Consider the following 26,666-nt stretch of genomic DNA (forward strand, 5'->3'; position numbering starts at 1 on the left):
CCAAATTGTTGAGACTAATGGCGGTATCGGGATGGTTGTCTCCTAATTGTTGTTTCTTGATAGCTAAAGCTTGTTTTAAGAGGGGTTCGGCTTCGCTGTATCTTCCTTGAGACTCGTAAAGTGCAGCCAAATTGTTGAGACTGGTGGCGGTAGAGGGATGGTTGTCTCCTAATTGTTGTTTCCTGATAGCTAAAGCTTGTTCTGCTAGAGGAATCGCCTCGTTATATTTCCCCTGCTGATACAATTGAATAACTTGCTGAGTTAGCCTCTCTGCTTCGGCTAATTTATCTTGCGGTGAAACCTGAGAAATCACCTGTCCCACCGTTGGGTTTAACATGACTCCCGATAATCCCATCATCCCGGTAATGACGACAACCGCTATCCCTGATTTGATTGATACTTTCATTGGTTTTTTATCCCTAGAGTTTATTGATAGGCAAAAACATCAACTTGAATAGATTTGTCGGGTTGAGCCTTGTGCTGTAGTAAAATTCTGATTTTTTCTGCCGTTTCACTACTAAAAACAACCTCACCACAGTTATAGCATTACTTTAAGGCAGAGCCTTAGATATTGTGTTCCAAGGCTTTGCCTTGGAACAAGGGGACAAGGAGAATTTGTTTTAAGTACCATAATTAGTATAAGGCCGTTTATAAGGTGGTTGCAGTCCTAAAACAATATCCTCCCTCTTAACACCCATTGAAATTAAATCTTCTGCTGGATTCAATTCCGTTAAATTTTGTTGTAGCCAAATCTTATTATCACGAATATCAAAATGAACAATCGAGCGGTAAACTCGTTTTAAACCTTCCCATCCTACATTCATCCACTGATAATGATCCCGTTCCACATCAAATATTAATTGTACTTCTACGTCTTCACTGGTAACATCTTCTGCTACATAGCGACTTAACAAATTTTGCACTGCTTGACGATATTTTATGAGTTTATCTTTATCCATTGTGTAATTACCTCCGTACAAAAGTAGTAGCCATTATCCATAATTTATAGTAATTTCAAATAAGTTGTAGGGGCGAAGCATTCGGATAAGAAATCTACGGTTTCAGCGATAGGTTATTGCCCGAATGCTTCGCCCCTACGGGAGTGCTATAACTTTCATCCTTACTCCCTCCTTAAAATGTCATTAATTGTTTTAGCCAATTCCTGAACCTGCGAAATATCCCCTAACTGATTATAAGTCCCCTTCGCCTTGGTTAACCACTGTATCGCCTCATCCTTACTCCCCAAGAGACGATAAGCTATTCCTAAACCCGCTTGTATCTCCGCTTGCACTGACAAATTCTGCGTATTTGTTGCCAGTTTTAACGCTTTTTCATAAGGTTTTTTTGCCAACTGAGGTAAACCCATCTTAAGGTAAGTATCCCCTAACAGTTGATAAACGGTAGCAACCTGACTATTTTGCTTCACCAATCCTTCTAATACCTCAACCGCATCCCCATACAACCCATAACCTCGATAAAGATGCGCTAAAACTAACCCTGCTTCCTCCGGGGATAATTGCTGCTGTTGAACAGCTTTAACAGCATCTAAAACCGTTTTCTTCGTCTGTTCATCTAATACTGTAAACCCGACGTTTTCATCATCACGTCTAGAAGACGCACCATTATCAGCTTCTATGGTTACTCGATATCGCTTTCCTGCTTCCAGAGGAGGTTCACCGGGATAGACTATTTCAGTTTTATTTGTCTGCGTTTCCCAATTAACCCCATCTATTTTGATAGTATAATTAGTTACACCCGGAACAGCATTCCACCGCAGTGAAGGACGATTGGTAATAATATTCGTTTCACGAGGAGTAATTAGATAAGGTAATTTTGCTAAAACTTTCTCTTTATTTCCTGTTGGACGGAGGGTTGTATTATTACTATTGGGAAGTGAAATCACAGGATTTCCCCGAGGACAGCCATTAGAAATAATATACTTTCCCGGTTTAACCGTCCAAGTCTGTTGATTACTACAATAAACCTTAACGGAAGCGTTGGCTGCTACTTCTAACTTATCATCAAAACTGAGGGTAAGTCCGACAGAAGCGGGAAGGGTTTTTTTCCATTGTGGTTTTTTAACGGTAACTTTCCCTTTTACCTGAAAAATCGTGTTAACTCCAACAGTGTTGCTAAAAGTCGCCGACGGAAATCCTACCGTAATTAATATCAGGGAAATGGGGGTAAAGAGTTTGAGAAATTTATTCATAACTAGAATCAATTGAGGTTTGGCTTTAATTAGGTTCGTTGTTGAACTTTAGTCCTCATCTCAGAAAACGGGGTTTTTAAAAAACCCCGTTTTCTCGTTCGCCCAAAATGTAGGAGAACCTATTTTTTTCAAAACTACCCTTCTATTTTAACTATTTTTTAGCTTCATGTAAATATTTTCTGCCTTGAAACATTTGCAAGAGTTCTTTTGTGTCCTTTGTGTCTTTGTGGTTCTTTCCACTCGCTCACCAGCAGAACTGTATCTTAGAATACATTTTACCCACCAAACCTAAGAGAGCCAAAATTATTCCAAGCGGTTCGCGGTCATTGGTTAACAGAGAGGGAACTCTTGACATCGGGTTTTAGACTTGGCGTTCAACGAGGAGGCCTGTCCTACTCGTCAGGATTTTGCCCCTGCCCGCTCCCTCCCATTGCTTGACATAAATTCCGCAATAGTGCTACAATAAGAAGCTGGCTTAAGCCAAAGACAGCAGGTGCCAAACAGCTTAAATACCCTGCCGAGGTCAAAGCGAGAAAACAGCAGCCAAAAAGACTAAAGAGAGATTTTTTCTGTCTTGGTCGTGCCTGAACTGAATTCTCTCCACTCAACCCCGGCGCTACAAGGGGTTATTTTTGTGCCTGTGGAACCGGTCCCCCGCATACAGGAGGTGAACAAGGGATGGGGAGAAGCAGAGAAAGCAAGGGAGTGATTCTAGAAGAATTAAAAACCTCCCTGAGCGAAGCTCAATTAACGATGGTCATCGACTATCAAGGTTTAACCGTCGCCGAAATCAGCAATCTACGCCGCAAATTGCGCCCCACGGGAACGATTTGTAAAGTCACCAAAAATACTTTGATGGGCTTGGCGATCGCTGAAGATAGTGGCTGGGAACCGATGAAAAGCCTTTTATCGGGAACATCCGCCTTTCTGCTCGTAAAAGAGGATATCGGTGGAGCTTTCAAGGCCTATCAAGAGTTCAAAAAAGAAAGCAAAAAAACCGAATTGCGCGGCGGTGTCCTCAAAGAAGGGACAAAAGGTCAACTGTTGACGGAAGATCAGCTCAAAGCGATCGCCGATTTACCGTCGAAAGAACAGTTAATCGCTCAGGCAGCCGGAGCAATCAACGCCATTGCCGCCAAACTGGCCCGCAGCATCAACGAAGTTCCCGCATCTTTGGCCCGTGCCGTGGATGCCGTAGCCCGTCAAGAAGAAAAAGAAGCGGCTTAATACCGCGCCAATCAATCACTTACAAACAATTAGGAGTCTAACCCATGTCTGCTGTAGCTGAAATCTTAGAAAAACTCAAAACCCTGACCCTCTTAGAAGCTGCGGAATTAGTCAAAGGTATCGAAGAAACCTTTGGAGTTAGTGCCGCCGCTCCGACCGGTGGCATAATTATGGCTGCCCCCGGGGCTGCTCCTGCGGCTGCGGCTGAAGCTGTGGAAGAACAAACCGAATTTAACGTCGTTCTCGAAGAAGTTCCCGCCGACAAGAAAATTGCTATCCTCAAGGTAGTGCGCGAATTGACCGGTTTAGGACTCAAAGAAGCGAAAGACCTAGTAGAAGCCGCTCCCAAAGCGGTTAAAGAAGGCACTAACAAAGATGATGCCGCCGCCGTCAAGAAAAAACTGGAAGATGCCGGGGCAAAAGTTAGCGTTAAATAGATTGCCACTGATTCTGGGGATGTAGATTACATCCCCAGACAAGCCGAAAAGCTCATTTCCTGATACTATAGGATTGTTATAGCAGTCTTGTAGGATGTCCAACCATGGAAAGCGTCGCTTACATTTTAGTTTTAACTATGGCTTTGTCGGTAATTTTCTTCGCCATCGCCTTCCGGGAACCTCCCCGGATTCAAAAGTAAATTTCTTAACTCCGTTTAGGTTAATAATTTTCTTCCCTGAGCCGCCCGCTTGTCAAAAGCAGGTTAGCGGCTCTGGTTTTCGTATTTAAAGGCTTAAATTAAAGGTTCCCCTCACCGAGCGCCTCCTATGCAATGCCCTAATTGTCAGCATACCGATAGTCGCGTTTTAGAGTCCCGTTCCTCCGAAAACGGTCAGAGCATTCGTCGTCGTCGTGAATGCTTACAATGTAAACATCGCTTCACCACCTACGAGCGCATCGAATTCGTGCCGATCACGGTGATTAAAAAAGATGGTAAACGGGAATCTTTCGATCGCTGCAAACTGCTGCGGGGGATCGTCCGCGCTTGCGAAAAAACCGGCATTCCCCCCTCAAGATTAGAGGCGATCGTCAATGATATCGAATCCCGTCTGCAGCAAGACTCAAAACGGGAGGTAACAAGTCAGGAGATCGGTCAATTAGTCCTAGAATACCTCCGGCAGGAATCGGAAGTGGCTTATGTTCGCTTTGCTTCGGTTTACAGCAATTTTCAGGGAATTAGAGACTTTATCGCCGCTTTAGCGCTGCTGCAATCCTCCGAAATCGAACGCGCTCATCCTTCTTGGTCTCCAGTGGAAGAAGCCAGCGTGATCACCTCGTCTTAAATAGTTCCCGATTCAGTTATAATTAGGATCCCTTGTGCTATTTAAAGCCCAAGCTCTGGTTGGATTCTTAAAAGTCATTCTTGAGGCGGATTGCCTCCAAGAAAGCCGGATGCGGCAGTTCATCCCCTAGGCCCTGCCTAGGAACTAAATTAGGAGGCATCTCCTGTATTTAGAAACTGTACATCACATAGGAGGAAAAACCTACGGAAATTCCGAGGCCCAAACAACGTACATGACCACCCAAAAAACCGCAAACAAAAACATAGGCTTTACCCATGAAGATTTTGCCGCCCTTCTAGACAAATACGATTATCATTTCAGTCCGGGAGATGTTGTCGCCGGGACTGTTTTCAGCATGGAACCCCGGGGAGCGCTCATCGATATCGGTGCTAAAACCGCCGCTTTTATCCCCGTGCAGGAGATGTCGATCAACCGCGTCGATAATCCCGAAGAGGTTTTACAGCCCAACGAAACTCGGGAATTTTTCATTCTTACCGACGAGAATGAAGATGGACAGCTAACCCTGTCGATCCGTCGCATCGAATATATGCGCGCTTGGGAACGGGTGCGTCAATTGCAAAAAGAAGATGCTACCGTGCGATCGAATGTTTTCGCCACTAACCGTGGTGGGGCATTAGTCAGAATTGAAGGTCTCCGCGGCTTTATCCCCGGTTCTCACATTAGCACCAGAGAAGCGAAAGAGGATTTAGTTGGTCAGGAATTGCCCTTAAAGTTTTTAGAAGTGGATGAAGATCGCAACCGTCTGGTTTTAAGTCATCGTCGCGCTTTAGTGGAACGCAAGATGAACGGTTTAGCCGTGGGACAGGTGGTAATCGGTTCCGTGCGCGGAATCAAGCCCTACGGTGCTTTCATCGATATTGGTGGAGTCAGTGGTTTACTGCATATTTCCGAAATCTCTCACGATCACATTGACACCCCCCACACGGTTTTCAATGTCAATGATGAGTTAAAAGTGATGATTATCGATCTCGATGCCGAAAGAGGTCGCATTTCCCTCTCGACTAAACAATTAGAACCAGAACCGGGAGATATGCTAAAAAATCGCCCGTTAGTGTTTGAAAAAGCTGAAGAAATGGCGATTAAATACCGAGAAAAACGTCTAGCGGAAGCGGAAGGTCGGACCGTCTCGGAAGTAGTGGAAGAAATCGAAATCCCCCCCGCCTTGGAGGAGGAAGATTTAGTTCTCGCCGCCACCGAGGAGTAAGTCAGTTATCAGTGATCAGTTATCAGTGATCAGATTTGAGTTTTAAGTGTACAGTATTAAATAGAAGTTTCCTACTGTCTTTTCACTGATTACTGTTTACTGATCACTGATCACTGAAACGTCTCCCAACTCCCCGTTTAATTTCAATCTTCAGACACTGCCGATAAATCCTGTAATTCCAGTCATCTCCTCACTAATATTGGCATCGAGGAAACGATCCAAGTCATCAAAAGTGGTTCCGTAGGCAATAGTGCTATCGTGGTATCCTTTCAGACTGACGGTATGTTGAGCAAAAACTTGGTGGAGATGGGGTAAACCGATGAGATAACTGTAGGTAGTAGCTCCGATGGCTAAATCCTTGCCCATTTCTTTGGTAGCCGACTCTAAACGAAAAGCAGCGTTGACTGTATCCCCGATCGCCGTATAATCTGGATGTTCACCGCTGCCAGTATTGCCGACCATGGCATAACCAGTGTTCACTCCCGCACCGATGCGTAATTTAAAGGGTAAGGGATATTGTTCGCTTAAGGCGCGAGTCATGTTATGTAGTTGCGTAATTGCTTGAAAAATTTGCAAGATATCGTCTTGATCGACTTCCTGTTGGCCGTGAAACCAGATGGCCATGATCGCATCACCAATATATTTATCTACCCAACTGCCAGAACTGCGGACAATACCCCCGGCATGGCGAAACCAACTGCCAATCAGAGAAGAAAGCACTTTTTCGTCTAATTGCCTCGTTAAAGCCGTAAAATTCCGCATATCCACCACCATCACCGATGTTAAGCGCCGTTCATGGACGGCGGAGGTGAGGGTATCCCATTCTAAATTGCGCGGTTGCTTGCCCACATTGGTGGGAGTAGGACGATAGAACTGCACCTCGGTTTTGCCAAAGGTGATCTGATCTTGGCTATGGATAGTCACTGGAATGGCCACCCTTCTGCCATTGACAAAAGTTCCATTGAGACTACCGAGATCGATCAGATAAAAATCCCCTGTTTCCGTGGATTGTAAAATAGCGTGATTGCGAGAGATACAGTGATCCTTAATCACGATATCGTTATCTTTGCCCCGTCCGATTGTCCAGCAAGATTTCCCCACGAGAGGGAAAAAACGCTGGCCCTTCTCGGTATGGAGTAGTAAATAGGGATTTTGTCCTGGTAGTATATCCACGGGTGCATAAGCGGCAATAGATAGACTGCACTAATTATATAGTTTATTCTATTAAGCCAGAGAAGCGGTAATCCAAAATAAACCATCGACTAAAATTGTACTCAATACGGCTCCGCTAAATGCCCACCAATGACATACCCTTTTTTGCAAAGGATAGATACCGATCGCTAAGAGCAGGTTGAGCAGCACAATCGCCCAACTGATGCCCCAGGGGGTCTCAATTTGGGCTAAGGCGTTATGAAATATCGGCGATACTAGGTTGGGGTCTAGTTCCACGGTCATTAATTGTCGCCAGTAGGGAATTAGTCCCGTTAGATAGAAATATAAATCGGTGATGGCGGTTCCTAACAAAGAACCCAGATAGAAAAGATTGCCCACTTTGCCGCGACCTTTGCATAATCCCCAGAGAACAAAGGGCAGCCCGATCGCTTCCATGGGAATATGGATCAACGGTTCCCAACGCCACCAACCCCAGTACAGAGAACCTGCTAACCAACTCCAACTAAAGCCCAAAAGTAAATCCCCCCAAAGACTGATTTTTGCTTGTTTGAGCAGCCAAACCCCTAACCCCACCCAGAAAAAGGTTAAACCTAGGCTAACTTCGGGATAGTAGCGCACTAGGGGCGCTTGTATGAATACGGGGACTGATACCAGAAATGCTGCTGTCCAAAAGACGGATTGACATTTTTCCCAGTTAGGGGCTAGGGGTTTCAGGCGATCAGGATTGCTGGGAACTAGGGTAGAGTTGAGCAAAGGATTTCAGAATTGTTACGAAACTTTACTTATATTAAGATACATCATTCTCTCTCCACTATATCCCCTCTGGAAGATTTTGATAAAGTGAACTACTCTCAAGGTCGTTGAGAGCTTCCTATTTCACGGGGGATTGCCTCAAGACGGACTTACGCCCAGCTTTTGGTCTTACATCCCCTCTATGGGCAGTATCGCGCTTTTCCTAACGACAATACCCTTCGACGTAGCTCAGGGCAAGCTTCGGCTTTGCTCAGTACAAGTAAGTATCCGTAAGGCTTCATTTTTGATATTTGTTGCCGCATTTATGTCACGGTCATGAGTTGTCTGACAATGTTCACAAGTCTATGTTCTAACATCAAGTGGCAAACTAACCACTTGATTTATAGCGTTTCCTGTTCGCAAGAGGTGCATTATCGATGTTAAAAAGCTTAATCAGCAAAGGTTTAGCTGTACCACACAGGCGTGAGAACTAATATATAAACTTCATCTATTAAACCCAGATTCCGCACTTCACTAAGTAGCATAGTAGTAGTATGTAAATTTATAGCCAAGGGCAATCACTCTGGCAATAAACATCCGTATTTTTTAGGCAATAGTTTTCGTAGTAGGGATTAGAGAATGTCAATATTAGGCTCTTCTGGTTTTCGTGTGTTAATTTTTGTTATAAATTAAAGCAAGCAAACAGCTTAAGTCGAAGATGTTCAAAATTGGTAAATCCATAACTCATTCTTTTAATAAGCTTGATTTTGGTATTCATTCCCTCAATTAATCCGTCGGTTGTCTGATTTTCAAAGTAATTAAAAATACCTGGCAAATGCTTCTGGATCATGCTGGCACTACTTTGATATAATATCCCGCCTATTCTTATCCATTTTTCCAATTTTCTCTCAGCACCTCTGAACGTCTTACAACCTTGATAAATTTGTCTTATTTCTTCTTTCATTTCCTAGTCTATTCCCAAGCATAGATGTTCTTTCAGGATAACTTCTAGTTGTTGTTTTTGCTCGTCCTTTAAGTCCTCTTTATTCTTCCATAATAAATGAGGTAATCCTTTTTCATGCACCCCCATTAACTTTCTCAATTTATTAAGCTCGTCATTAATGATATCCATTACATGAAAACGACCATAGATGATTTTAGCATTAGGAAATAATTCCTTGATCACTGCTGTAAATCCTGACCACATATCGACGCTCACTTCTTTCATCTTCTCCCGAACTGCGTCTGGCTGTGCTTTTAAGGCTTCCATTAATTCTTCTTGCTTATGTCCTTGAATCACATCTAGTAAAATTTTATTGTTCAAATCTACGACCGTTGTGATGAAATCTTTATGTCCTTTTAAGTTACTATAGCAAGTCTCACACCTGTGTGGCACAGTTAAACCTTTGCTAATTAAGCTTTTAAACATCAATAATGTACCTTTTACGAACAGGAAACGCTATAAATTCATCTAAGCTTATTCGTTCTGGTGCTTCCCACTCTTCCTTTTCTAGTTCTTTAGCAAAGTGATTAAATATTAACTCAACTTCTTCCCATCTAAACCCTTCTTCTCGACTTATTTATTCGATACTACAATTTTTTACTCTCTCATAAATCATCGATTCATAGCGGATTGTATGATGCTGTCTTAATCTCATAAAACTCAGTCTTTCGCTCATATACTTTTGGCACTTTTGACAATGAAACTGACGGCGTGGTACTTATAAATATACCCGACTGCCTAATATTGATAAATCTCTGACTAGATTATACTCTGCCTGATTAATTCTGTCCAAGATTTGATGGCAATTCGGACATTGAATTGTTTCATTTAAAAGAGCGAGCTTTAGGAAAATTGTCTGAGCAATTTTTTGATAATTGACCACAGTTACATTTGGTAAATCGAGGAGTTGATCAAAATTTATCCACCTAACTCACCTCCTGTTCTGTGTTACTATCATACCATGCTCACACAGAACCTAGAAAGGCCAATGCGTCTTAGTCTAGAATTGTGATAGAACAGATAGTAATCCCCTAAACCCTTGACAATAAGCAGCTGAACAATGGGATTAAGCTCCTTGCCCGTTCACGAATCATTTAGAATTGCTGTAGCTACTCAATTAAAGTAGTATTTGCCTGAAAGAGGGCAAAAAATCTAGAAAATCTAAATAACTAAACCCAAAATCTAGGACAGAAATATGGAAACTCTGACGTTTAGTCAACCAATGCAGTTAACTGCATTACCCACGCAAGATGAACTTCCCTGCGATGATGGAGTACCGATGGAAACTCAAAGGCATAAATGGCAGATGGATCTGTTAATAGACAGTATATCCCCTTGGCTAGACCGACGAGAAGATGGTTATGCCAGTGGCAATATGTTCGTCTATTTCAGTACAGCACAACTGAAAAATCAAGACTTCAAAGGACCTGATTTTTTTGCCGTCTTAGGTGTACCAAAAGGAGAGCGAAAAAGTTGGGTTACTTGGGAGGAGGGAAAAGCTCCCGATGTAGTGATTGAACTCCTCTCGGAAAGCACCGCCCAAATAGATAAAAACGAGAAAAAACAGATTTATCAAGATAAGTTACGAGTGCCTGAATATTTCTGTTACGATCCTTTTAACCCTGAAGATTTTGCCGAATTTGTCTTAGTTGATGGCCTATATGAACCACGGCAACCCAACGAGAAAGGATGGCTAATCAGTGGTCGTTTGGGATTAGCTTTAGTTCGTTGGCAGGGAGAATATAGAGGGGTAACAACCGTCTGGATTCGCTGGGCGACTTTAGATGGAATCTTGTTACCAACCCCGCGAGAGTTGGCTGAAGAAGCACAACAGAAAGCTGAGGCAGCACAACAGCAAGCTGAGGCAGCACAACAGCAAGCTGAGGAAGCACAACAGAAAGCTGAGGAAGCCGAAGAAAAAGCCGAACGATTGGCGGCTAAACTCAGGGAATTGGGGATTAATCCCGAAAGTCTCTGAATTTCTCTGGGTGGATTTTGGTAGTCCCACTAGCCTAGAGTTGACAATTTGGGCAGGGTGGGTTATGATGCCACAGGTTAACGGTAAACTCGTTTATGGCTGACTTCCAACTAACCACTCCTGTGGCCTTCCTGATTTTCAATCGACCAGACACGACGCCGAGGGTGTTTGAAGCCATTCGTCAGGCGAAACCACCTAAGTTATTAGTGGTTGCCGACGGTCCGCGTCCAGATAGAGCCGATGATATTGAAAAGTGTAAGGCCGCCCGTGCAGTTATCGAGGGTGTGGATTGGGATTGTGAGGTGTTGACGGATTATTCTGATTTAAATTTAGGATGTGGTAAGCCTCCAGCGACAGGAATTACATGGATATTTGAGCAGGTGGAAGAAGCAATTATTCTTTAAGATGATTGCCTACCTCATCCAACTTTTTTCCGCTTTTGCGAGGAACTACTAAGCTACTACCGACATGATGAAAGGATAATGGTCATTTCAGGAAATAATTTTCAATTTGGGCGCAGTCGTACGGATTACAGTTACTACTTCTCTCGCTACAATCATATCTGGGGATGGGCAAGTTGGCGGAGAGCTTGGAAATACTTTGATTATGGTTTGAAACTGTGGCCAAAAATTAGAAAAGAAAACTGGCTCACATCTATCCTAGAAAATCGAAAAGTAGTAAAATACTGGACTAAAAACTTTCAGAGAACTTATGAAGGAGATCCTACTGTGTGGGATTATAGATGGACGTTTGCCTGTTGGATTCAGAATGGTCTAACTATCCTTCCTAATGTAAATTTAGTTAGTAATATTGGATTTGGTGAAGATGCTACTCATACAATTGCTAGTAAAAGTAGAGTGGCAAATCTTCCTGTTAAAGAAATGAATTTTCCGTTAAAACATCCTCCATTTTTGCTGCGTCATGTTGAGGCAGATGATTTTACTGATCGTAATCTCTTTGACTCTAGCTTGTTCTCCAGATTCTTGAGAGGATGTTTGAAAAGGGTCACAGGTAGCGTAGTCGTCTAGGCAAGCCGCCTCAACATGAGTCGAATCATCTTCCTTACCCTTAGAACATCTATATCTCTACACTACCCCTAGTGGTCTCCTGACTTTTCAAACATCCTCTAAGAGTTTAGACTGATTCTCGCCTTGCTCAACCGTCGCCGGGGAGAGAGTTGAGGATTTGTGCCGCTTTGGGTTGACAATTTGGTCGGGATAGTTCAAAATAACAGAGGTTAAGAGTAAATTCGTCTATGACTGACTTCCAACTGACCACTCCTGTCGCCTTCCTGATTTTCAATCGACCTGATACGACGGCGAGAGTATTTGAAGCCATTCGTCAGGCAAGACCATTATGAAGAAAGCACCGATAGCATTTTTTGCTTATAAGCGACCTGGACATACATTGCGGTCTTTGGAATCTTTAGCTCGGAATGAGGGAGCAGCAGAAAGCGAACTATTTATATTTTGTGATGCCCCTAAGCGACAAGAAGATCAGGAATATGTCAAACAAGTACGAGAAGTAATTAGGAGTAAAAAGTGGTGTGGGACAGTTAACATTATTGAGAGGGAAACTAATTTAGGGCTTGCAAACTCGATTATTAGAGGCGTGACAGATCTATGTGATGAATATGGTAGTGTGATCGTAATTGAAGATGATTTGATACTATCTCCATTTTTCCTTGACTACATGAACAAAGCTTTAAACCTCTATAAAGATGCTCACCATGTCATGCAAATATCTGGATATATGTTTCCGGTAAAGCTTGAACTGGAAACAGATGCAATATTCTTACCATTTCCTACTTCTTGGGGATGGGCAACTTGGCAGAGTTCTTGGAAATACCTTGATCTTTCTATGTCAGGGTACGAAAAGTTGAAGGGGGAATCGTTACTCAGGTATAAATTTGATTTAGATGGTTCATATCCTTATTTTAAAATGCTGGAAAGTCAAATAAAAAATAAAATCGATTCGTGGGCGATTGTTTGGTATTTAACTGTGTTTATGCAGCAGGGGTTGACTCTATTTCCTACTCAATCATTAGTCACAAACATAGGATTTGACCGCAGTGGCACGCATGGAGGGAGAGAAATTGTCGCCAACAAAACAAACGATGATTTTGATAATGCCATAACAGATAAGGTGATATCGTATCCAAGTTCATGTGAAGTTTGCTTTCCAGCATATCTGGTCTTAGCTGAACATTTTAAAGAACTTCAAAGAGAGTCAAAATCCCTGATCAAAATACTATATTTAAAATGCTACGATATGTTAGAATCGCTGAAACAACAACCTTAGATTAATATTGAGGAGATAAATTATGCTCAAGGAATTTTATAAAGAGATGTGTCCTCCATTATTTTTGAAGACTTTTGCTTTATTAAGAGTAAAATTGTCAAGGATATTAGATCATTATGTTTACCCTAAAAATCAATCATCTGGTTCACGAATTATTGGTGATAATGGTCAAGATTTAGAAATTTACTGGAATCCCGATATGGCAGAAATTTTAGACACTTGGGGTGAAGGTAATGCTTGGAATGAACTGGAATTTCTCATGGTCAATTGCCGAGGTAAAGTTTTAGATATTGCCTGTGGTACTGGTAAGAATATTGAGACTCTGTCTAAATTCCCACCAATCGAAGTATATGGCTGTGATATTTCCGATTTCTTGATCAAGAAAGCCCTAGATCGTGGTATACCTGAAGAACGCCTTAAAATATGTGATGCTACAAAAACAGATTATCATGATAATTCTTTCAATTATTCTTATTCTATAGGTTCTCTTGAGCACTTCACCGAAAATGGAATTGTGCAATTTGTTGCTGAAGCTTATCGAATTACGCAGTATAGTTCTTTCCATATGATTCCTGTTTCTAGAAGTGGTAAAGATGAGGGATGGATTAAAACTCTTCAGAGCTTTCATAATAATTCTGTTAATTGGTGGTTAAATAAATACAAGTCTTCCTATCAGTCTGTCTTTGTAATTGATTCAAGTTGGCAAGATGATATTTCCGTAGGCAAGTGGTTTATTTGCATTAAAAATATAGAGAAATTTTAAAATGCTTAGAAAATTTTATTCCTACTTAACTACTTATTTGACTCACAAAAAGAGTTTAATATCAATATCTGTTGGAGCGAACACTCAAATTACTGGAACTATAGATAAACGTTTCAAAAAGAGTAATATTATCATAGGTGAAAATTGCTTAATTCAAGGAAATCTAGTCACTGAAACTGAAGAAAGTTCAATAAATATAGGTAACAACGTGTTTATTGGTGGTGACACTATTATAGATTGCGTTAGGTCAGTTACTGTAGAAGATGATGTTTTAATTTCTTATCAATGTATATTAGCTGATAGCAATAATCACAGCATTAGCTATAGCATTAGAAAGAATGATTTGGCTGATTGGAAACAGGGAAAGCACGATTGGAGTACAACGAAAAGTTCACAAATAAAAATATCTAGAGGAGCATGGATCGGAGCACGCACAATCATTCTCAAAGGAGTAAAGATAGGTGAGGGGGCAGTTGTTGGAGCAGGTTCAGTTGTTACTCAAGATGTCCCAGCATGGACTATTGTCGCTGGTAATCCAGCGCGTGTGATTCGGGAGATTCCAGAACATGAACGCTAATTTATTAACTTGGGAACAAGCAGTTTGTTGGCTTAGAGAGCAGCCAGAAAAACAAGAACTGGTACGTTGCTGTTATTACGACGATCCGTTAGAGTTAGCGGCAGAAAGATTTAGTAACAGTGAAGAATGGCTTGCAGTTAAAAATCTATTGAGTCAATATATACCAGGAAAAGTATTAGATTTGGGTGCAGGTCGAGGAATTTCCAGTTATGCTTTTGCTAAATTGGGATGTTCCGTGACTGCCTTAGAACCAGATTCTAGTCCACTGGTTGGTGCTCAAGCTATCCAATCTTTAGTTGACAGCACTCAGTTACCTATTCAAATTATTCAAGAATATGGAGAAACCTTACCTTTTGAGGATAATACTTTTGATCTAGTTTATGGACGAGCGGTACTGCATCATGCCTATGACTTGAAAAAACTCTGTCAGGAAACTGCACGAGTCTTAAAACCTGGAGGAGTATTGATAGCAACTCGTGAACATATTATCTCAAAAAAGGAAGACTTACCACTCTTTTTAGCGTCACATCCTCTACATTTTTTATATGGCGGAGAGAACGCTTATTTGCTCCAAGAATACCTAGAAGCTCTCGATACAGCAAGACTAAAACTGCAAAAAGCAATCGCTCCCTTCGAGAGCGTAATCAACTATGCACCGATGACCCAACAGGACTTTTCAAACTTAATTAAATCTGTCCTAGCTCCTATTATTGGTGATAAATTAGGCAACTGGCTGGCTAACAATGAAACTGTACAAAAGTTTTGTGGTTGGTATCAATCTCAAAAGTCAGAAACTCCAGGTCGTCATTATTCATTTATTGCTATCAAACCCTGAGATTAATATCTTGAAAACTGTTCTTATTACTGGTGTTACAGGATTTATTGGGCGGTATATAGCTCGCGAATTCGCCCAAGCTGGGTGGTCTGTTGTCGGTTTGGGAACCCGTCCTCCAGAAAACGCGCCAACTCAAGATCTCTTGCGTTATTATCAACTCACTCTACCTTCCCCTGATTTAGCCATACTCATCGAACAACTACAGCCACAGATCTGCATCCATTCTGCTGCAAGGGCATCAGTTCCTCTTTCAGTAAGTGAACCAAAAGCAGATTTTACCGATGGAGTAGTTGTTACTTTCAACTTATTAGATGCACTTCGCCTTCATGCACCTCAATGCCGAGTTATTTATCTTTCTAGTGCTGCTGTTTATGGTAATCCCAAAACTTTACCCGTTAATGAAAGTCATTCCCTCAATCCTATTTCACCCTATGGCTACCATAAGCTAATCTGTGAACAACTTTGCCAGGAGTTTTTCCAAGTTTATGGCTTACTCACAGCTACAGTACGCATCTTTTCTGCCTATGGTCCGGGGTTGAGGCGACAAGTTATCTGGGATATCTGTCACAAGGCTCTGACAAGCCCCGTTCTCAATCTACAGGGAACGGGTAATGAAAGTCGTGATTTTATCCATAGTCGAGATATAGCAAAAGCTCTCTACCTCTTGGCAGAAAAAGCTCCTTGTCACGCCGATGTTTATAACTTGGCAAGTGGAACAGAAACCTCTATTAAGGAGTTAGTTAACTTGATACTAGAACATTTGAAACTCGATATTCTTGTACATTTTGATGGTACAATACCTATTGGCAATCCCTTAAACTGGAAAGCTGATATAAATTGTCTCAAAAAACTTGGGTTTCTTCCTGAAGTAACTCTTGATAGAGGAATCAGTGTCTATACTCAATGGTGTCGTGCGGAGCTAATGGGATGATAAAAACTTTAAATATTGCTATTCTGATGCAAGCTGATGATAACTGGATGGGGGGGATTATTTATATTAAAAATCTTGTCAAATCTATTGCCGAGTTACCTGCCAATAAAAGGGAGCATATTAAGCTATATTTATTTATTGGTTCTAATCTCAAAAAAAGCTATTATGAAGAACTGGAAAATCTAGTAGAAGAAATATATGTAACTAATTGTATAAAGCCTTCTTTTTTGAATCGATTATTATGGAAAGTCGGTCAAAATGTTTCTTGGCTAAGGGATAGAAGATTGATAAAACTTTTAGAAAGTAAAGAAATAGACTTTGTATATCCTGTTCCAATAAATTGGGGTATTTCCTGGGAGTTTAATTGCGGTTGGTCAACTTGGATTCCAGATTTTCAACATAAATATCTACCCTCATATTTTTCTACTAAAGAAATAAAAAGCCGTGATAAAGCATTTGAATATTTATCTAACAATTCGTTAAATATAGTCTTTAGCAGTAAAAGTGCTTTGAGCGATTTTGCTGCTTTTTACCCTGAATCTAAAGCTCAGAAATTTGTATTAAGTTTTAGAACGATACCCAATCAAGACTGGTTTGAAAATGATTTAGCTCCAACATTAGTTCAGGAAAAATATAATCTTCCAAACAAGTTCTTTTTGGTTAGCAATCAATTTTGGATACACAAAAATCATCAGCTGATCATAGAAGCACTTATCTTATTGAAAAGAACAAATGTCAAGCCCGTAGTTGTGTGTACTGGTAAACTTTATGATAGCCGATTTCCTAAGTATGGAGAAGAAATAAAAAATTCAATTGAAAAAAACTCTTTAAGCGATCAATTTATAATTCTTGGATTAATTCCCCGTTGGGATCAGATTCAACTAATGAGGAGATCGTTAGCAGTGATTCAGCCTTCATTGTTTGAAGGATGGAGTACAGTAGTAGAAGATGCTCGAGTGTTAGGTAAAACAATATTATTATCAGATATTTCTGTCCACAAAGAGCAAAATTCTCCCAGTGCTATATTTTTTAAACCAGATTCTTCACAAGAGCTTGCCAATCATCTTGAATTATTAACTAATAAGCTTATGCCTGGACCAGATTTAATATCTGAATCAGAAGCGCGAACCAACAATAAAATAGAATGCCAAACTTATGCAGAACAATTTCTGAATATTGTCCAAACAGTTGTTTCCTAGTTGGAAACTAAATCAATTTCTCTTTGGTGCTATGACAGCAACAAGCGATCGCAGGAAAGGGTTTCATCTGCTGCTACCTGCCATAAAAAAACTCAGCCAATGGGAAATATGGCGGCATAAATTAGAGTTAGTGGTCTTCGGTGCCTCTGAACCAGTGAATCCGCCTGATTTTGGCTTAAAAACCCATTATTTAGGCAGATTAAATGATGATATTTCCCTAGCTTTAGTCTATGCCGCCGCCGATATTTTTGTCGCTCCCTCAATTGAGGATAATCTTCCCAATACAGTCATGGAAGCTCTCGCTTGTGCCACTCCCTCTGTTGCCTTTAAAATTGGTGGAATGCCTGATATGATCGAACATCAAGAGAATGGTTATCTGGCTCACCCCTTCGAGGTGGAAGACTTGGCACGGGGAATTAATTGGGTATTAGAAGATACAGAAAGATATAACCAATTGTGCATTCGAGCAAGGCAAAAAGTGGAGCAAGAATTTACTCTTGAGATTCAAGCATCTAAGTATTTAAAGCTGTATAATGAGATATTGTAATATAAGCAACCTCGAAAAATTGCCTCTCTTTTCAATAACAGAAGCCTAAAAGCGCATAAATTCCTCGATCATTCTCAATAACCTTGATTCCTTGAAGTGTCCTAACAGCGCAACGACCAGATTCCAGAACTCAGAACTTAATTCAAAAAATGGAGGTTATTAAACCGTGAAATCAATAGAAACCTTAGAAATTCCTGTAATTATTGCCCATTTTGGTGGGAAGCCAAATTATTTAAAGTTTGCCTTGAAATCAGCGGCAAACTTTAATAATACAGTTGTGCTTATCGGAAATGACACTAATAAAGGCTTTTGGGGAAATCACTGGGATACAACCCTAGTAGAGTTTGATAAATATCAAAATTTTCAGAAATGCTACGTTCAAATGTCAGATTACTCAGGAATATATGAGATTGCCATGTGGAAACGTATGTTTGTGTTGGAAGAATGGATGAAAGAGAATGGTTATCAAAGGGTATTTCTGTTAGATAGTGATATCATGACTTTTGCGAATTATTCAGAGGAAGTTTATCCAGTTTTACCTAATGATTGTATAGCTGCTTTAATGACATCTACTCCTAAAAATCAAGATACTAATTTTCGATGGGCATCTACTAGCTCTTTTTCATATTGGACGCTTGAGGGGTTGGAGAATTTTACAGATTTTTGTATTGAAGCATACAGCAATAAAAATATACCAGATAAGCTAAAAGCTAAATGGCAATGGCATATTGATAATCATAAGCCAGGAGGAATATGCGACATGACCCTATTATATCTATGGTCTAAAGACAATTCTAAAGTGGCTAATCTTACCAGAGCCATGAATGATATGACACCAGATTACAATATTAACTCATCAACTAATTACTTAGAGGATGAATACCAAATGCAATTTGGTTTAAAAAAACTTATATTCAAAAATGGAATTCCTTATGGATATAATAAAAATTTAAATAAAGAGATAAAATTTTTGTGCATTCATTGTCAGGGAAGGGCTAAAAGCGTGATGAGATTTCTGTATTATAAACAATTAAGAGATTTTTATTATATTGGAAACCTTGTTCAAGCAACTAAAGCAAAAATGAAGCTCTTAATCAAAAAGATTATAAGTAATAAATGAAAGTAATAAAATTTGGAAGGATGTTGCAAATGGATGGCATTTTCTTTAAACCAGATTAAAAATTTAATCTGGTAAAACATGAGTAAAGTTGTTTGTTGATATCCCTTCCTAAATAGTGCTACACTGTGTACACAATGCGTACACAACGAGAGAGACTATGGATAAGCATGACATTGAGAAAATTGGGGTGCGAGAATTTCGGAGCGAACTCCCTAAATACATATACGGTCAGACTCCCGTTGAGGTACTACGTCACGGTCATCGAAAATTTGGGTCTGAAACCCCGTCGTTCCACGACGGCCTTACTCTTAAATATGAGCATCGTTTACAAAATATATGCTAAAATGTGAGGTATGGAAAAAACCTATTCGTTTCGATTTTACCCCACACCAAAACAAGAGTCGCTATTGCGGCGCACTTTGGGCTGTGTAAGATTGGTTTACAACAAAGCTCTCCATCTCAGAACACAAGCTTGGGATGAAAGACAAGAAAGAGTAGGATATGCTCAAACTTCTTCAGGTTCTTCCGAACTTACACTGTAGAAAATTCCTTAAGCTCCCTCTCTGTCCAGCAATGCTCTAAAGTTGATAAATATCAATCTAACAAAAACTGAAAGCCCTATTGTACAAGCTTTACAAGCATAAGTTGTTGATAGTTTTGCATGACAGGTTCGGTAGAGCCTTAGTCTTTAGATAATATTAGGTCTAGATCTGCTGTTCACCGATTACTGACCTAGGAAATTAACTTTGCACGATTACTTAATTTCTACGGGTTCTAAATTATCAGCAGGAGTAAAACCAAAGAGACGGGAATAAAAATAAAATTCTGCATCTAATGCTCGTTTTATCGATTCAGCTTGACGAAATCCGTGTTGTTCTCCCGCAAAGGGAACGTAAGCGACGGGTAAACCTTTCGCTTTTAAAGCTTCTACCATCATTTCCGCTTGATTGGGTGGAACCACTCGGTCTTCTAAACCTTGGAAAAAGATCACTGGACAGGATAACTGACTGGTAAAATGAATAGGCGATCGCTGATAGTAAATTTCCTTTTCTTCAGGATAGCGTCCCACCAATTTATCTAAATATCTCGACTCGAATTTATGGGTATCGGTGGCTAAAACCTCTAAATCACTAACTCCGTAATAACTAGCTCCTGCTTTAAAAGTATCATGAAAAGTTAAGGCCGCTAAAGTTGTATAACCACCGGCGCTGCCTCCAGAAATTGCCAATCTTTCCCCATCGACTAATCCCTGATTAACCAAATATTTTGCCCCGTTGATGCAGTCTTCCACATCGACAATTCCCCAATTTCCCTGCAAACGCTGACGATATTGACGACCATAACCCGTACTACCGCCATAATTAACATCTAGATAGCCAAACCCGCGACTGGTCCAGTATTGCACCCGCAAACTTAAACTAGAGGTAGCTGCAGCCGTCGGTCCACCGTGACTTTTGACTAAAAGGGGCGGTAATTCGCCATTGGGGGCGGTATAATCGGGGTTTTTGGGGGGATAATACCAAGCATAGGCCGTTAGTCCCTGACTGGTGGGAAAAGCGAGCATTTCCGGAATCGAGAAATAATCGCTAGAAATAGTTAAATTACTGGAAGATTTGAGAATTTCTCTCGTTCCTGTGGCTAAATCCATTGAGACAACCGCCGTTACTTCCCTGAAAGAACCGCCAATAAAAACTATTTTGTTATCGCTAACTTGTAGGGAAGAAATGTTAGTATCAGCAGTAATAATTTCTCGAAATTCCCGATTAACAGTATCGATACTTCCTAAATACCAACGACCATCTTTTGTATAGCTACAAATAATCTGTGATTCCCCAGCAAAACCGTAGTTAGATAAACCAAAAACCCAATGAGGATAGGCAAATTCAGCCTCGATCGGTTCGAGAACTGGTTCGATTTGTTCATCGTAGTTAAAGCAATAAAAGTTCCAGAAATTATTGCGATCGCTGGTAAAATATAACTGTTGATCGGCAGACCAGCGCGGTTCACATACCGACTCATTTTCACCACCAGCAATGACCCGAATATTACTCAAATAAAGATTATTAATATCCGCCACCCAGAGAAAAGAACTATCCCAAGGCATATTAGGATGATTCCAACTAATCCAAGCTAATCGAGAACCGTCGGCAGTTAAGCGAGGAGAGGTATAAAAATCATCGCCAGATACTAAAGTTTCTATTTCTCCCGTATCCACATCGATGCTGACAATACTATTAACCGGTTCCCGATCTTTTTGGGTATGATCTTCACAAACACAGATTAAACGATTGCGAAATTCATCGAGAATTAAATCCGCATAACGACAGGAATTTTCTGGGGTCAGAGGTTGGGGTAAACTCTCAGCAGTTTGGCGATAAATTCTTTGGTCGGCAAAATTACAAAAATAGATAATTCCCGCAACAATTAGATAGGAACCTCCCCCGTATTCATGGACACGAGTTCGCACATTAAAAGGTGCTGGGGTGATTTCTGTGGTTGTGCCGTCGGGGTTTAATTTAACTAAAACATTTCGCCCCTTTTCCTGTGGTCTGCCTTCTAACCAATAAATATCTTCTCCATCTAGAGTTACACCGCCAAGACTAATCGATGCTGCCACAATTAGATCGGAGGTAATCGGTGATTTCCAGGAACCGTAAGCTGATATTTGATTAGACATTTTCTCCTAGAGCAGTGATCCTAATGGTGAACTAACTTGATCAGAAAGGCTGATAAATTAAGAAAATTTCGAGTAAACAGGACAAGGTAGGGATTGGTTGCATCCCTACCTAACTCTCTGTTTTCCTGCAATCGGAGCGGCGGGATTCGAACCCACGACCCCTACTACCCCAAAGTAGTGCGCTACCAAGCTGCGCTACGCCCCGATATTGAACCTTAACCATCATAGCGATAATCGCAGCATTTTGCAAGCTTTTTTTTTCTTCCTTTCTCCCCCATCCCCGGAATTAGTGGCCGGCTATCTAGCTAATTGGGGAATACGTCCTTTTAATCCCGTCATTAATTGCAGGGCAAACAATTTCAACGGGGGGAAACCGCGCATCATTGCCAATCCGAGACGACGGATGACAACGATAGGCGGCCAGTTATTGGAGAACAGGCGATCTAGAAGATCCGTGAAGCCTAAAATCGCTAAATTCTCCGATCTACGCCATTTTTCGTAGGATTTTAGGGTAGAAAGCGCTCCTATATCTTCTTGCTTTTCCACTGCTTCCTTTAATACCTGCGCTAAAGCGGCTGCGTCGCGAATGCCTAAATTTAAACCTTGACCACCGACGGGATGACAACAGTGAGCGGCATCACCAATTAAAGCCAGTCGGGGTTTAACATAGGTATCACTCTGCATTAACTGTACGGGAAAGAGAGCGCGGGGGCTAACTAATGCTATTTTTCCCAGTAATCCCCCCGTATATGCCTCTAATTTCTTGATAAATTCCGCTTCGGGCATTTCTTGCAGTTTTTTCGCTTCTTCATGGGGATTTGTCCAAACGATCTGACAGCGATTACCCTGGAGCGGTAAAATGCCCATCGGACCGGTGGGCCAAAATCTTTCAAAGGCGGTATCGTTGCGATCGAGTTGATGTTTAATGGTGAAAGCGACACAGGATTGCCAATATTTCCAACCTTTGGTTTTAATTTGCGCCCCTTGCCGGATAGCGGATCTAGCTCCATCGGCCCCGATGACTAATTTTGTGGTGATTTTTCGGGTTTGACCGGCTTCTTCCAGGGTGACAGTGGCTGTTTCTGCTCCGTACTCCACTTCTAACACTTTGGCAGGGGATAACCAGTCAATGCGATCGCAATCTTGGCTGGCCTTGTGCAGGGCCGTTAAAATCACTTGATGTTCGCCCACATAGCCTAAATAATCGGTTTTTAGCTCATCGACCACAAAGGGGACAAAAATCGGGTAATCGGCATCAGAAAGGCGAATATGACGAAATTTACCGATACTGGGCGAGATTTTATCCCAGATACCCAAGCCTGTAAAAATCCGGCTGGACATCAACGAGAGGGCATAAGCTTGACGACGGGAGGCGGCCACCTCCAGGGGACGTTCCTCGATCATAGCGATATTTAATCCTGTATTTTTTAAGGCCACCGCTAGGGTGGTTCCGACTATACCGCCCCCGACAATGATTAAATCGTAGTTGTCCCGTCCTAACATATAAATATTTTTCTCAAAGATAATCAGTGACTACACTGATCTATTCTGACACGATTTTCGGGGTTGCTGTCGGGTTTGATTGTCTTCACCCCACCTAGCCATTGATCGACTTGAAAGGGTTTTGTCCGTGGTTGAGAGTTTCGGGTTATCGCTCTTCCTGAACTTCTGGAAGGGCGATAACAAGCTGCTAAGTAGCTGGTTATAATTAAATTAAAAATGGATTTTAGGTTCGATCCCCCCTACCCCCTTGATAAGGGGGGTGCCGATCCCCCCTTAATAAGGGGGGTGCCGATAGGCGGGGGGATACCCCTTAATAAGGGGGGCATCTGATAATTTTTAACGCCTACCTACTTACAAGCTCTGTTAGCTGATGGTCCTGGGGCGCCAGTCTTCCTGGATACCCCGACTTAGGGCAACAACCCGAGAAGTTGGCTCAAGACAAAACCCGCAACAGCTAGACTACTCTTTTTTTAACTTAAGGCAAGCTTTCTATTAATTGAATCACAAAGTTAGCCCTTGCAGAATCGCCTAAAGCTAGATAACCTTCTCTGGCTTTACTATACCAAATCTTGGCTTGATTATTATCTCCTAAAGCGGCATAAACTTCTCCTAAACCAAATTGAGCCAAGGTTTTTTCTTCTAATTGTTCTGGTATCTGAGCTAATTCTATCGCTTTAAGATAATGATTGGTAGCTAGATTAGCTAGGCCAATTTGCCAGTACAAATCAGCTAAGTTTCTCTCGATGATGGCTGAATTTTGACCCTGTTTGATGGTGGTTTCTAGAATAGTGATCGCTTCACTGCTAAGATGATAAGTTGCTAGGGATTTGGAGGATAAAACATAGTTATTAAAAGTTGAAGTCGGTAGGGTATAAGTTCCATAAAAATCGGCTAATATTAATGCTTTAGTTTGCTTATTTATATTTAATTGTTCTATTTTATTAACTTCGGCCTGTATGGTTGCAACTTCTGAGGAATGTAACCTGATGAATTCTATTTTAGAAGCTTTATCTTGCTCGGAAGACTGTCCCCCATCGGTTTGAATTGTCACAGAATAAGGAATACCGGGCCGAAAAACTGGTGTTCCGGGATAGGAAATTTGGGTTTGAGAAACTTGCTTTTCCCAGATAATCCCCTGTGAATCCATAACTTTTATTGTGTAATATCTCGTTTGGGAAACTTCATTCCAGCGCAAAATGGGGGTATCTGTCAGTATCAGGGTGTGACGGGGTGAAATGAGATAGGGAATGAGTGCATTTGTTCCCCCTAAAGAACCCGGGGGTGGGGGATTTTTGGCTTTTAACGCTTCCCAGATGGGGCAAATTGTCTTTAGTCCAGAGGGTACACCTGAACTAACTGGGCGTTGTTGTAAATCGGGACATAATACTGTCACCCTAACACCCTGAAGAGGAAAAATTTGATCGCCTTTGTTTAATTCTGTATTAATAGAAACGGGTTTAAATTCAGTCCAATTTTGTCTTTTTAGCTTGACGATACCAGTTGTTGATTCAATTCTAGCAGGTAAGGCTATCCCTTTAGCACTTTCTAAAAATAGGGTCAGCATTCCTGTGGTTAATCCTAATAGGATGAGTTGGGTTTTGGTGAGCATTTTTGTTTCTCCCGGTTTGCTAGACATTGTTGTGCTTGTATTCTCCAGCTATCTTCGTCAGGATTTAAGCTGTTAGCGTATTGATTACAGGTTTCCCATTCTTTTAAGGCCTCTGTTTGGTTATTTTGGGCTTCTCTTACCTGCGCTAGTAAACAATGAGGGGCAGCACTATTTTTATCTAATTTAATCGCTTCTGATAAAGCTGTTTCTGCCCCTGGAATATCTCCTTGTTTTAGCCTCGCCCAACCTAAATTTTTCCAGATAGCAAATTGGGTTTCTTGATCTAATTTTGCCTCAGATTGGGCTTTAAGTAAAAGGTGAACAGCAGCAGGATAATTTTTATTGAGAATATGTAATCGAGCTAGATTATTAATAGCGGTAGTTATTTCTCCTCCTTGTATAGCTAATATATATTCTTTTCTAGCTAAATCAAAATCCTGTAATTCTTCGTAGAGTAATCCTAAGTTAAAATGTGCCTCAGCGTCATCTGGATTTAAAGACAAGGCTCGTTGATAATCTTCTTCTGCACTGCTCAAATCTCCCTTTTCATAATGACTCCAACCCCAATGATTATACCAGGTGGCTACAGTTGGTAAAGAGAGTCTTAATCCCCAAATACTCAGCATTAATAAAAAAGATAAACCAGCGCCAATTTCTTGCCAGTATTGTTCTTGAATCCCAAAGCGTGTCAGTAAGTTTTTTCCAGTTTCTTGTCCAGTTTTAGTTAAGATTCCTCCTGCGGCAAGTAAGGTTAATATACTTTGAAAACTGACTAAAACACCTCCCAAAATATCGCTTCCCCCTGAAAGAAACCGCGAGCCAATTTCACCAATTAATCCTAAAGAAATTGTCAAGAAAGTAACAGAAGCTCCATTTGTCAATAAATCGTATTTATGCCAAGGAGAATCAATTTTAGGGACTTCAAGTAGCCACCACCAATTTTTAGTATCGGGATTAAAATCGGGACGTAATTTGGCGATTGTTGGGGCGATTGTGGCTTGTTTTTTCCTAAGAATGTTGTCTAATTCTTGGAGAATATTTAGGATATTATCAGTAATTAAATAGGTTTCTGTTAGCTTAGTTTGAATGCGATCGCGGGCTAGTAAAATATTAAGAATTTCGGCTTCTGTTGGTGTAGTATGCTCTTGGAGAATGGCGATCAAATCTTGATAAGTTTTTAGGTCTTGTTCTAGAGATGAATTAGACATAGGCTTAGAATACTTAGAATAGTGATTTTCTTAAAGTAAACCTAGAATTGTTCTTAACGCTGTTTCTAAATTAGCTCGATCAATTTGTATGATGATTACAGGTCTAATTCCTGACTGTTCTGTGCCAATGACGGGGTTGAGGTCGCACAAAACCACATCACCACAAATAACGCTACCATTTGATTTCGCCACGAGCTAATTTTTCCTCATAATCTTCTAGATTTGACAAATAATCTGAAAAATCAGATTCTGCGATTTCTACGAAATCAGAAAACTGCTGATTGTACTTTAAGGTAAGGAAATCAATAAAGTCATTCACTTCTTCAACTAATGACTCTGGAAGTTGACGAATTTTGGCAATTGTAATATCTTGGACTGTCATGATTGAGAATTGTTCTTGAGAGTGGGGTACTAAAGCGCAACTACAAACTGTTCATAGCATTTTTGAGCAGGATTTAACTGATAAGTAGCTGGTTATAATTAAATTAAAAATGGATTTTAGGTTTGATCCCCCCTGCCCCCCTTGATAAGGGGGGTGCCGATAGGCGGGGGGATCTACCCTTGATAAG

The 26,666-nt window shown here is 40.9% G+C and carries 27 protein-coding genes, 1 tRNA gene, 5 pseudogenes and 1 other annotated feature; of the genes and pseudogenes, 18 read left to right on the forward strand and 15 right to left on the reverse strand.

Going from position 1 to position 26,666, the window contains the following annotated elements; all coding sequences use genetic code 11:
- The 4 genes and pseudogenes from IM462_RS03145 to IM462_RS03155 all read right to left on the reverse strand — a co-directional run.
- On the reverse strand, positions 1 to 337 hold a 337-nt coding region (locus tag IM462_RS03145; RefSeq protein ID WP_502845529.1), incomplete at its 3' end, for a tetratricopeptide repeat protein.
- A gap of 89 nt (positions 338 to 426) precedes the next feature.
- Positions 427 to 546, reverse strand: a pseudogene (locus IM462_RS20930) (YgiT-type zinc finger domain-containing protein); the annotation flags it as partial.
- Between the two features lie 74 nt (positions 547 to 620).
- Positions 621 to 959, reverse strand: coding sequence for a XisI protein (locus IM462_RS03150; protein ID WP_002743169.1), 339 nt, complete (start codon positions 957 to 959; stop codon positions 621 to 623).
- Positions 960 to 1,120: 161 nt separating this feature from the next.
- A complete protein-coding gene (locus IM462_RS03155) occupies positions 1,121 to 2,209 on the reverse strand; it encodes a tetratricopeptide repeat protein (protein WP_287704427.1) in 1,089 nt (362 codons plus the stop codon).
- Between the two features lie 462 nt (positions 2,210 to 2,671).
- Positions 2,672 to 2,788: a sequence feature (ribosomal protein L10 leader region), on the forward strand.
- A gap of 99 nt (positions 2,789 to 2,887) precedes the next feature.
- Between IM462_RS03155 and rplJ the strand changes: the two genes are divergently transcribed.
- The 5 genes from rplJ (at position 2,888) to IM462_RS03180 (ending at position 5,941) form a co-directional block, all read left to right on the forward strand.
- The gene (gene rplJ / locus IM462_RS03160) at positions 2,888 to 3,436 is read left to right on the forward strand and encodes a 50S ribosomal protein L10 (protein ID WP_193957883.1); all 549 of its coding nucleotides are present in this window, start codon (positions 2,888 to 2,890) and stop codon (positions 3,434 to 3,436) included.
- 44 nt (positions 3,437 to 3,480) lie between these two features.
- Positions 3,481 to 3,873 carry a 50S ribosomal protein L7/L12 gene (gene rplL / locus IM462_RS03165; RefSeq protein ID WP_002781111.1) on the forward strand — a complete coding sequence of 131 codons (393 nt, stop codon included), beginning with the start codon at positions 3,481 to 3,483 and terminating at the stop codon, positions 3,871 to 3,873.
- A 104-nt stretch (positions 3,874 to 3,977) separates the two neighbouring features.
- Positions 3,978 to 4,073 (forward strand): photosystem II reaction center protein T, encoded by a 96-nt coding sequence (locus IM462_RS03170; RefSeq protein WP_012267019.1) that lies wholly within the window; start codon positions 3,978 to 3,980, stop codon positions 4,071 to 4,073.
- Positions 4,074 to 4,200: 127 nt separating this feature from the next.
- A complete protein-coding gene (gene nrdR, locus IM462_RS03175) occupies positions 4,201 to 4,716 on the forward strand; it encodes a transcriptional regulator NrdR (RefSeq protein WP_287704431.1) in 516 nt (171 codons plus the stop codon).
- A 232-nt stretch (positions 4,717 to 4,948) separates the two neighbouring features.
- Positions 4,949 to 5,941 carry a 30S ribosomal protein S1 gene (locus tag IM462_RS03180; protein WP_287704433.1) on the forward strand — a complete coding sequence of 331 codons (993 nt, stop codon included), beginning with the start codon at positions 4,949 to 4,951 and terminating at the stop codon, positions 5,939 to 5,941.
- A gap of 150 nt (positions 5,942 to 6,091) precedes the next feature.
- On the opposite strand, the gene IM462_RS03185 is transcribed toward IM462_RS03180, so the two are convergent.
- From IM462_RS03185 to IM462_RS03200, 4 genes and pseudogenes are all read right to left on the reverse strand, one after another.
- On the reverse strand, positions 6,092 to 7,114 hold the full coding sequence (locus IM462_RS03185; protein ID WP_287704435.1) for an adenylate/guanylate cyclase domain-containing protein: 1,023 nt from the start codon (positions 7,112 to 7,114) through the stop codon (positions 6,092 to 6,094).
- 51 nt (positions 7,115 to 7,165) lie between these two features.
- Positions 7,166 to 7,867, reverse strand: coding sequence for a DUF3120 domain-containing protein (locus tag IM462_RS03190; protein ID WP_287704437.1), 702 nt, complete (start codon positions 7,865 to 7,867; stop codon positions 7,166 to 7,168).
- A gap of 118 nt (positions 7,868 to 7,985) precedes the next feature.
- A pseudogene (locus IM462_RS20935) lies at positions 7,986 to 8,251 on the reverse strand (zinc ribbon domain-containing protein); the annotation flags it as partial.
- A 277-nt stretch (positions 8,252 to 8,528) separates the two neighbouring features.
- Positions 8,529 to 9,771 (reverse strand): annotated as a pseudogene (locus IM462_RS03200) (ISL3 family transposase).
- Positions 9,772 to 10,044: 273 nt separating this feature from the next.
- Between IM462_RS03200 and IM462_RS03205 the strand changes: the two are divergent.
- The 13 genes and pseudogenes from IM462_RS03205 to IM462_RS03260 all read left to right on the forward strand — a co-directional run.
- A complete protein-coding gene (locus IM462_RS03205; protein WP_287704438.1) occupies positions 10,045 to 10,827 on the forward strand; it encodes a Uma2 family endonuclease in 783 nt (260 codons plus the stop codon).
- A gap of 95 nt (positions 10,828 to 10,922) precedes the next feature.
- Entirely contained in the window at positions 10,923 to 11,231 is a 309-nt protein-coding gene (locus IM462_RS03210) for a hypothetical protein (protein ID WP_287714826.1), read from the forward strand.
- Positions 11,232 to 11,309: 78 nt separating this feature from the next.
- Positions 11,310 to 11,855, forward strand: coding sequence for a hypothetical protein (locus IM462_RS03215; RefSeq protein WP_287704442.1), 546 nt, complete (start codon positions 11,310 to 11,312; stop codon positions 11,853 to 11,855).
- Positions 11,856 to 12,082: 227 nt separating this feature from the next.
- Positions 12,083 to 12,181: pseudogene (locus IM462_RS21165) on the forward strand (glycosyltransferase family 2 protein); the annotation flags it as partial.
- Positions 12,182 to 12,183: 2 nt separating this feature from the next.
- A complete protein-coding gene (locus IM462_RS03220) occupies positions 12,184 to 13,128 on the forward strand; it encodes a glycosyltransferase family 2 protein (RefSeq protein WP_287704444.1) in 945 nt (314 codons plus the stop codon).
- 22 nt (positions 13,129 to 13,150) lie between these two features.
- Entirely contained in the window at positions 13,151 to 13,891 is a 741-nt protein-coding gene (locus tag IM462_RS03225; protein WP_287704446.1) for a class I SAM-dependent methyltransferase, read from the forward strand.
- A 1-nt stretch (position 13,892) separates the two neighbouring features.
- Positions 13,893 to 14,468 (forward strand): acyltransferase, encoded by a 576-nt coding sequence (locus IM462_RS03230; RefSeq protein ID WP_287704449.1) that lies wholly within the window; start codon positions 13,893 to 13,895, stop codon positions 14,466 to 14,468.
- Positions 14,458 to 15,303 carry a class I SAM-dependent methyltransferase gene (locus tag IM462_RS03235; RefSeq protein WP_287704451.1) on the forward strand — a complete coding sequence of 282 codons (846 nt, stop codon included), beginning with the start codon at positions 14,458 to 14,460 and terminating at the stop codon, positions 15,301 to 15,303. The genes IM462_RS03230 and IM462_RS03235 overlap by 11 nt, the downstream gene beginning before the upstream one ends.
- 10 nt (positions 15,304 to 15,313) lie before the next feature.
- Positions 15,314 to 16,234, forward strand: coding sequence for an NAD-dependent epimerase/dehydratase family protein (locus tag IM462_RS03240; protein ID WP_287704453.1), 921 nt, complete (start codon positions 15,314 to 15,316; stop codon positions 16,232 to 16,234).
- Positions 16,231 to 17,433: a glycosyltransferase family 4 protein gene (locus IM462_RS03245; protein ID WP_287704455.1), complete on the forward strand. Its 1,203-nt coding sequence runs from the start codon at positions 16,231 to 16,233 to the stop codon at positions 17,431 to 17,433. The genes IM462_RS03240 and IM462_RS03245 overlap by 4 nt, the downstream gene beginning before the upstream one ends.
- 31 nt (positions 17,434 to 17,464) lie before the next feature.
- The gene (locus tag IM462_RS03250) at positions 17,465 to 17,980 is read left to right on the forward strand and encodes a glycosyltransferase (RefSeq protein WP_287704457.1); all 516 of its coding nucleotides are present in this window, start codon (positions 17,465 to 17,467) and stop codon (positions 17,978 to 17,980) included.
- Between the two features lie 166 nt (positions 17,981 to 18,146).
- Complete coding sequence (locus IM462_RS03255; protein ID WP_287704459.1) at positions 18,147 to 19,100, forward strand: hypothetical protein; 954 nt, start codon at positions 18,147 to 18,149, stop codon at positions 19,098 to 19,100.
- 353 nt (positions 19,101 to 19,453) lie between these two features.
- A pseudogene (locus IM462_RS03260) lies at positions 19,454 to 19,630 on the forward strand (helix-turn-helix domain-containing protein); the annotation flags it as partial.
- 224 nt (positions 19,631 to 19,854) lie between these two features.
- Here the strand turns inward: IM462_RS03260 and IM462_RS03265 are convergent.
- The 7 genes from IM462_RS03265 to IM462_RS03295 form a co-directional block, all read right to left on the reverse strand.
- A complete protein-coding gene (locus IM462_RS03265; RefSeq protein ID WP_287704461.1) occupies positions 19,855 to 21,777 on the reverse strand; it encodes a S9 family peptidase in 1,923 nt (640 codons plus the stop codon).
- Positions 21,778 to 21,908: 131 nt separating this feature from the next.
- Positions 21,909 to 21,982: transfer RNA gene (locus tag IM462_RS03270), tRNA-Pro, on the reverse strand.
- Between the two features lie 92 nt (positions 21,983 to 22,074).
- On the reverse strand, positions 22,075 to 23,280 hold the full coding sequence (locus tag IM462_RS03275; protein ID WP_287704462.1) for an FAD-dependent hydroxylase: 1,206 nt from the start codon (positions 23,278 to 23,280) through the stop codon (positions 22,075 to 22,077).
- Between the two features lie 475 nt (positions 23,281 to 23,755).
- Positions 23,756 to 24,889: a tetratricopeptide repeat protein gene (locus tag IM462_RS03280; RefSeq protein ID WP_287704464.1), complete on the reverse strand. Its 1,134-nt coding sequence runs from the start codon at positions 24,887 to 24,889 to the stop codon at positions 23,756 to 23,758.
- Positions 24,859 to 26,097 carry a tetratricopeptide repeat protein gene (locus tag IM462_RS03285; protein ID WP_287704466.1) on the reverse strand — a complete coding sequence of 413 codons (1,239 nt, stop codon included), beginning with the start codon at positions 26,095 to 26,097 and terminating at the stop codon, positions 24,859 to 24,861. Before IM462_RS03285 ends, IM462_RS03280 begins: the two co-directional genes overlap by 31 nt.
- Positions 26,098 to 26,127: 30 nt before the next feature.
- Entirely contained in the window at positions 26,128 to 26,289 is a 162-nt protein-coding gene (locus tag IM462_RS03290; RefSeq protein ID WP_287704468.1) for a type II toxin-antitoxin system PemK/MazF family toxin, read from the reverse strand.
- Positions 26,270 to 26,479, reverse strand: coding sequence for a DUF2281 domain-containing protein (locus IM462_RS03295; protein WP_002789196.1), 210 nt, complete (start codon positions 26,477 to 26,479; stop codon positions 26,270 to 26,272). The genes IM462_RS03290 and IM462_RS03295 overlap by 20 nt, the downstream gene beginning before the upstream one ends.
- Positions 26,480 to 26,666: the final 187 nt, after the last annotated feature.

This window comes from Microcystis sp. M144S2, assembly GCF_020246065.1.
Lineage (GTDB): Bacteria > Cyanobacteriota > Cyanobacteriia > Cyanobacteriales > Microcystaceae > Microcystis > Microcystis ichthyoblabe_A.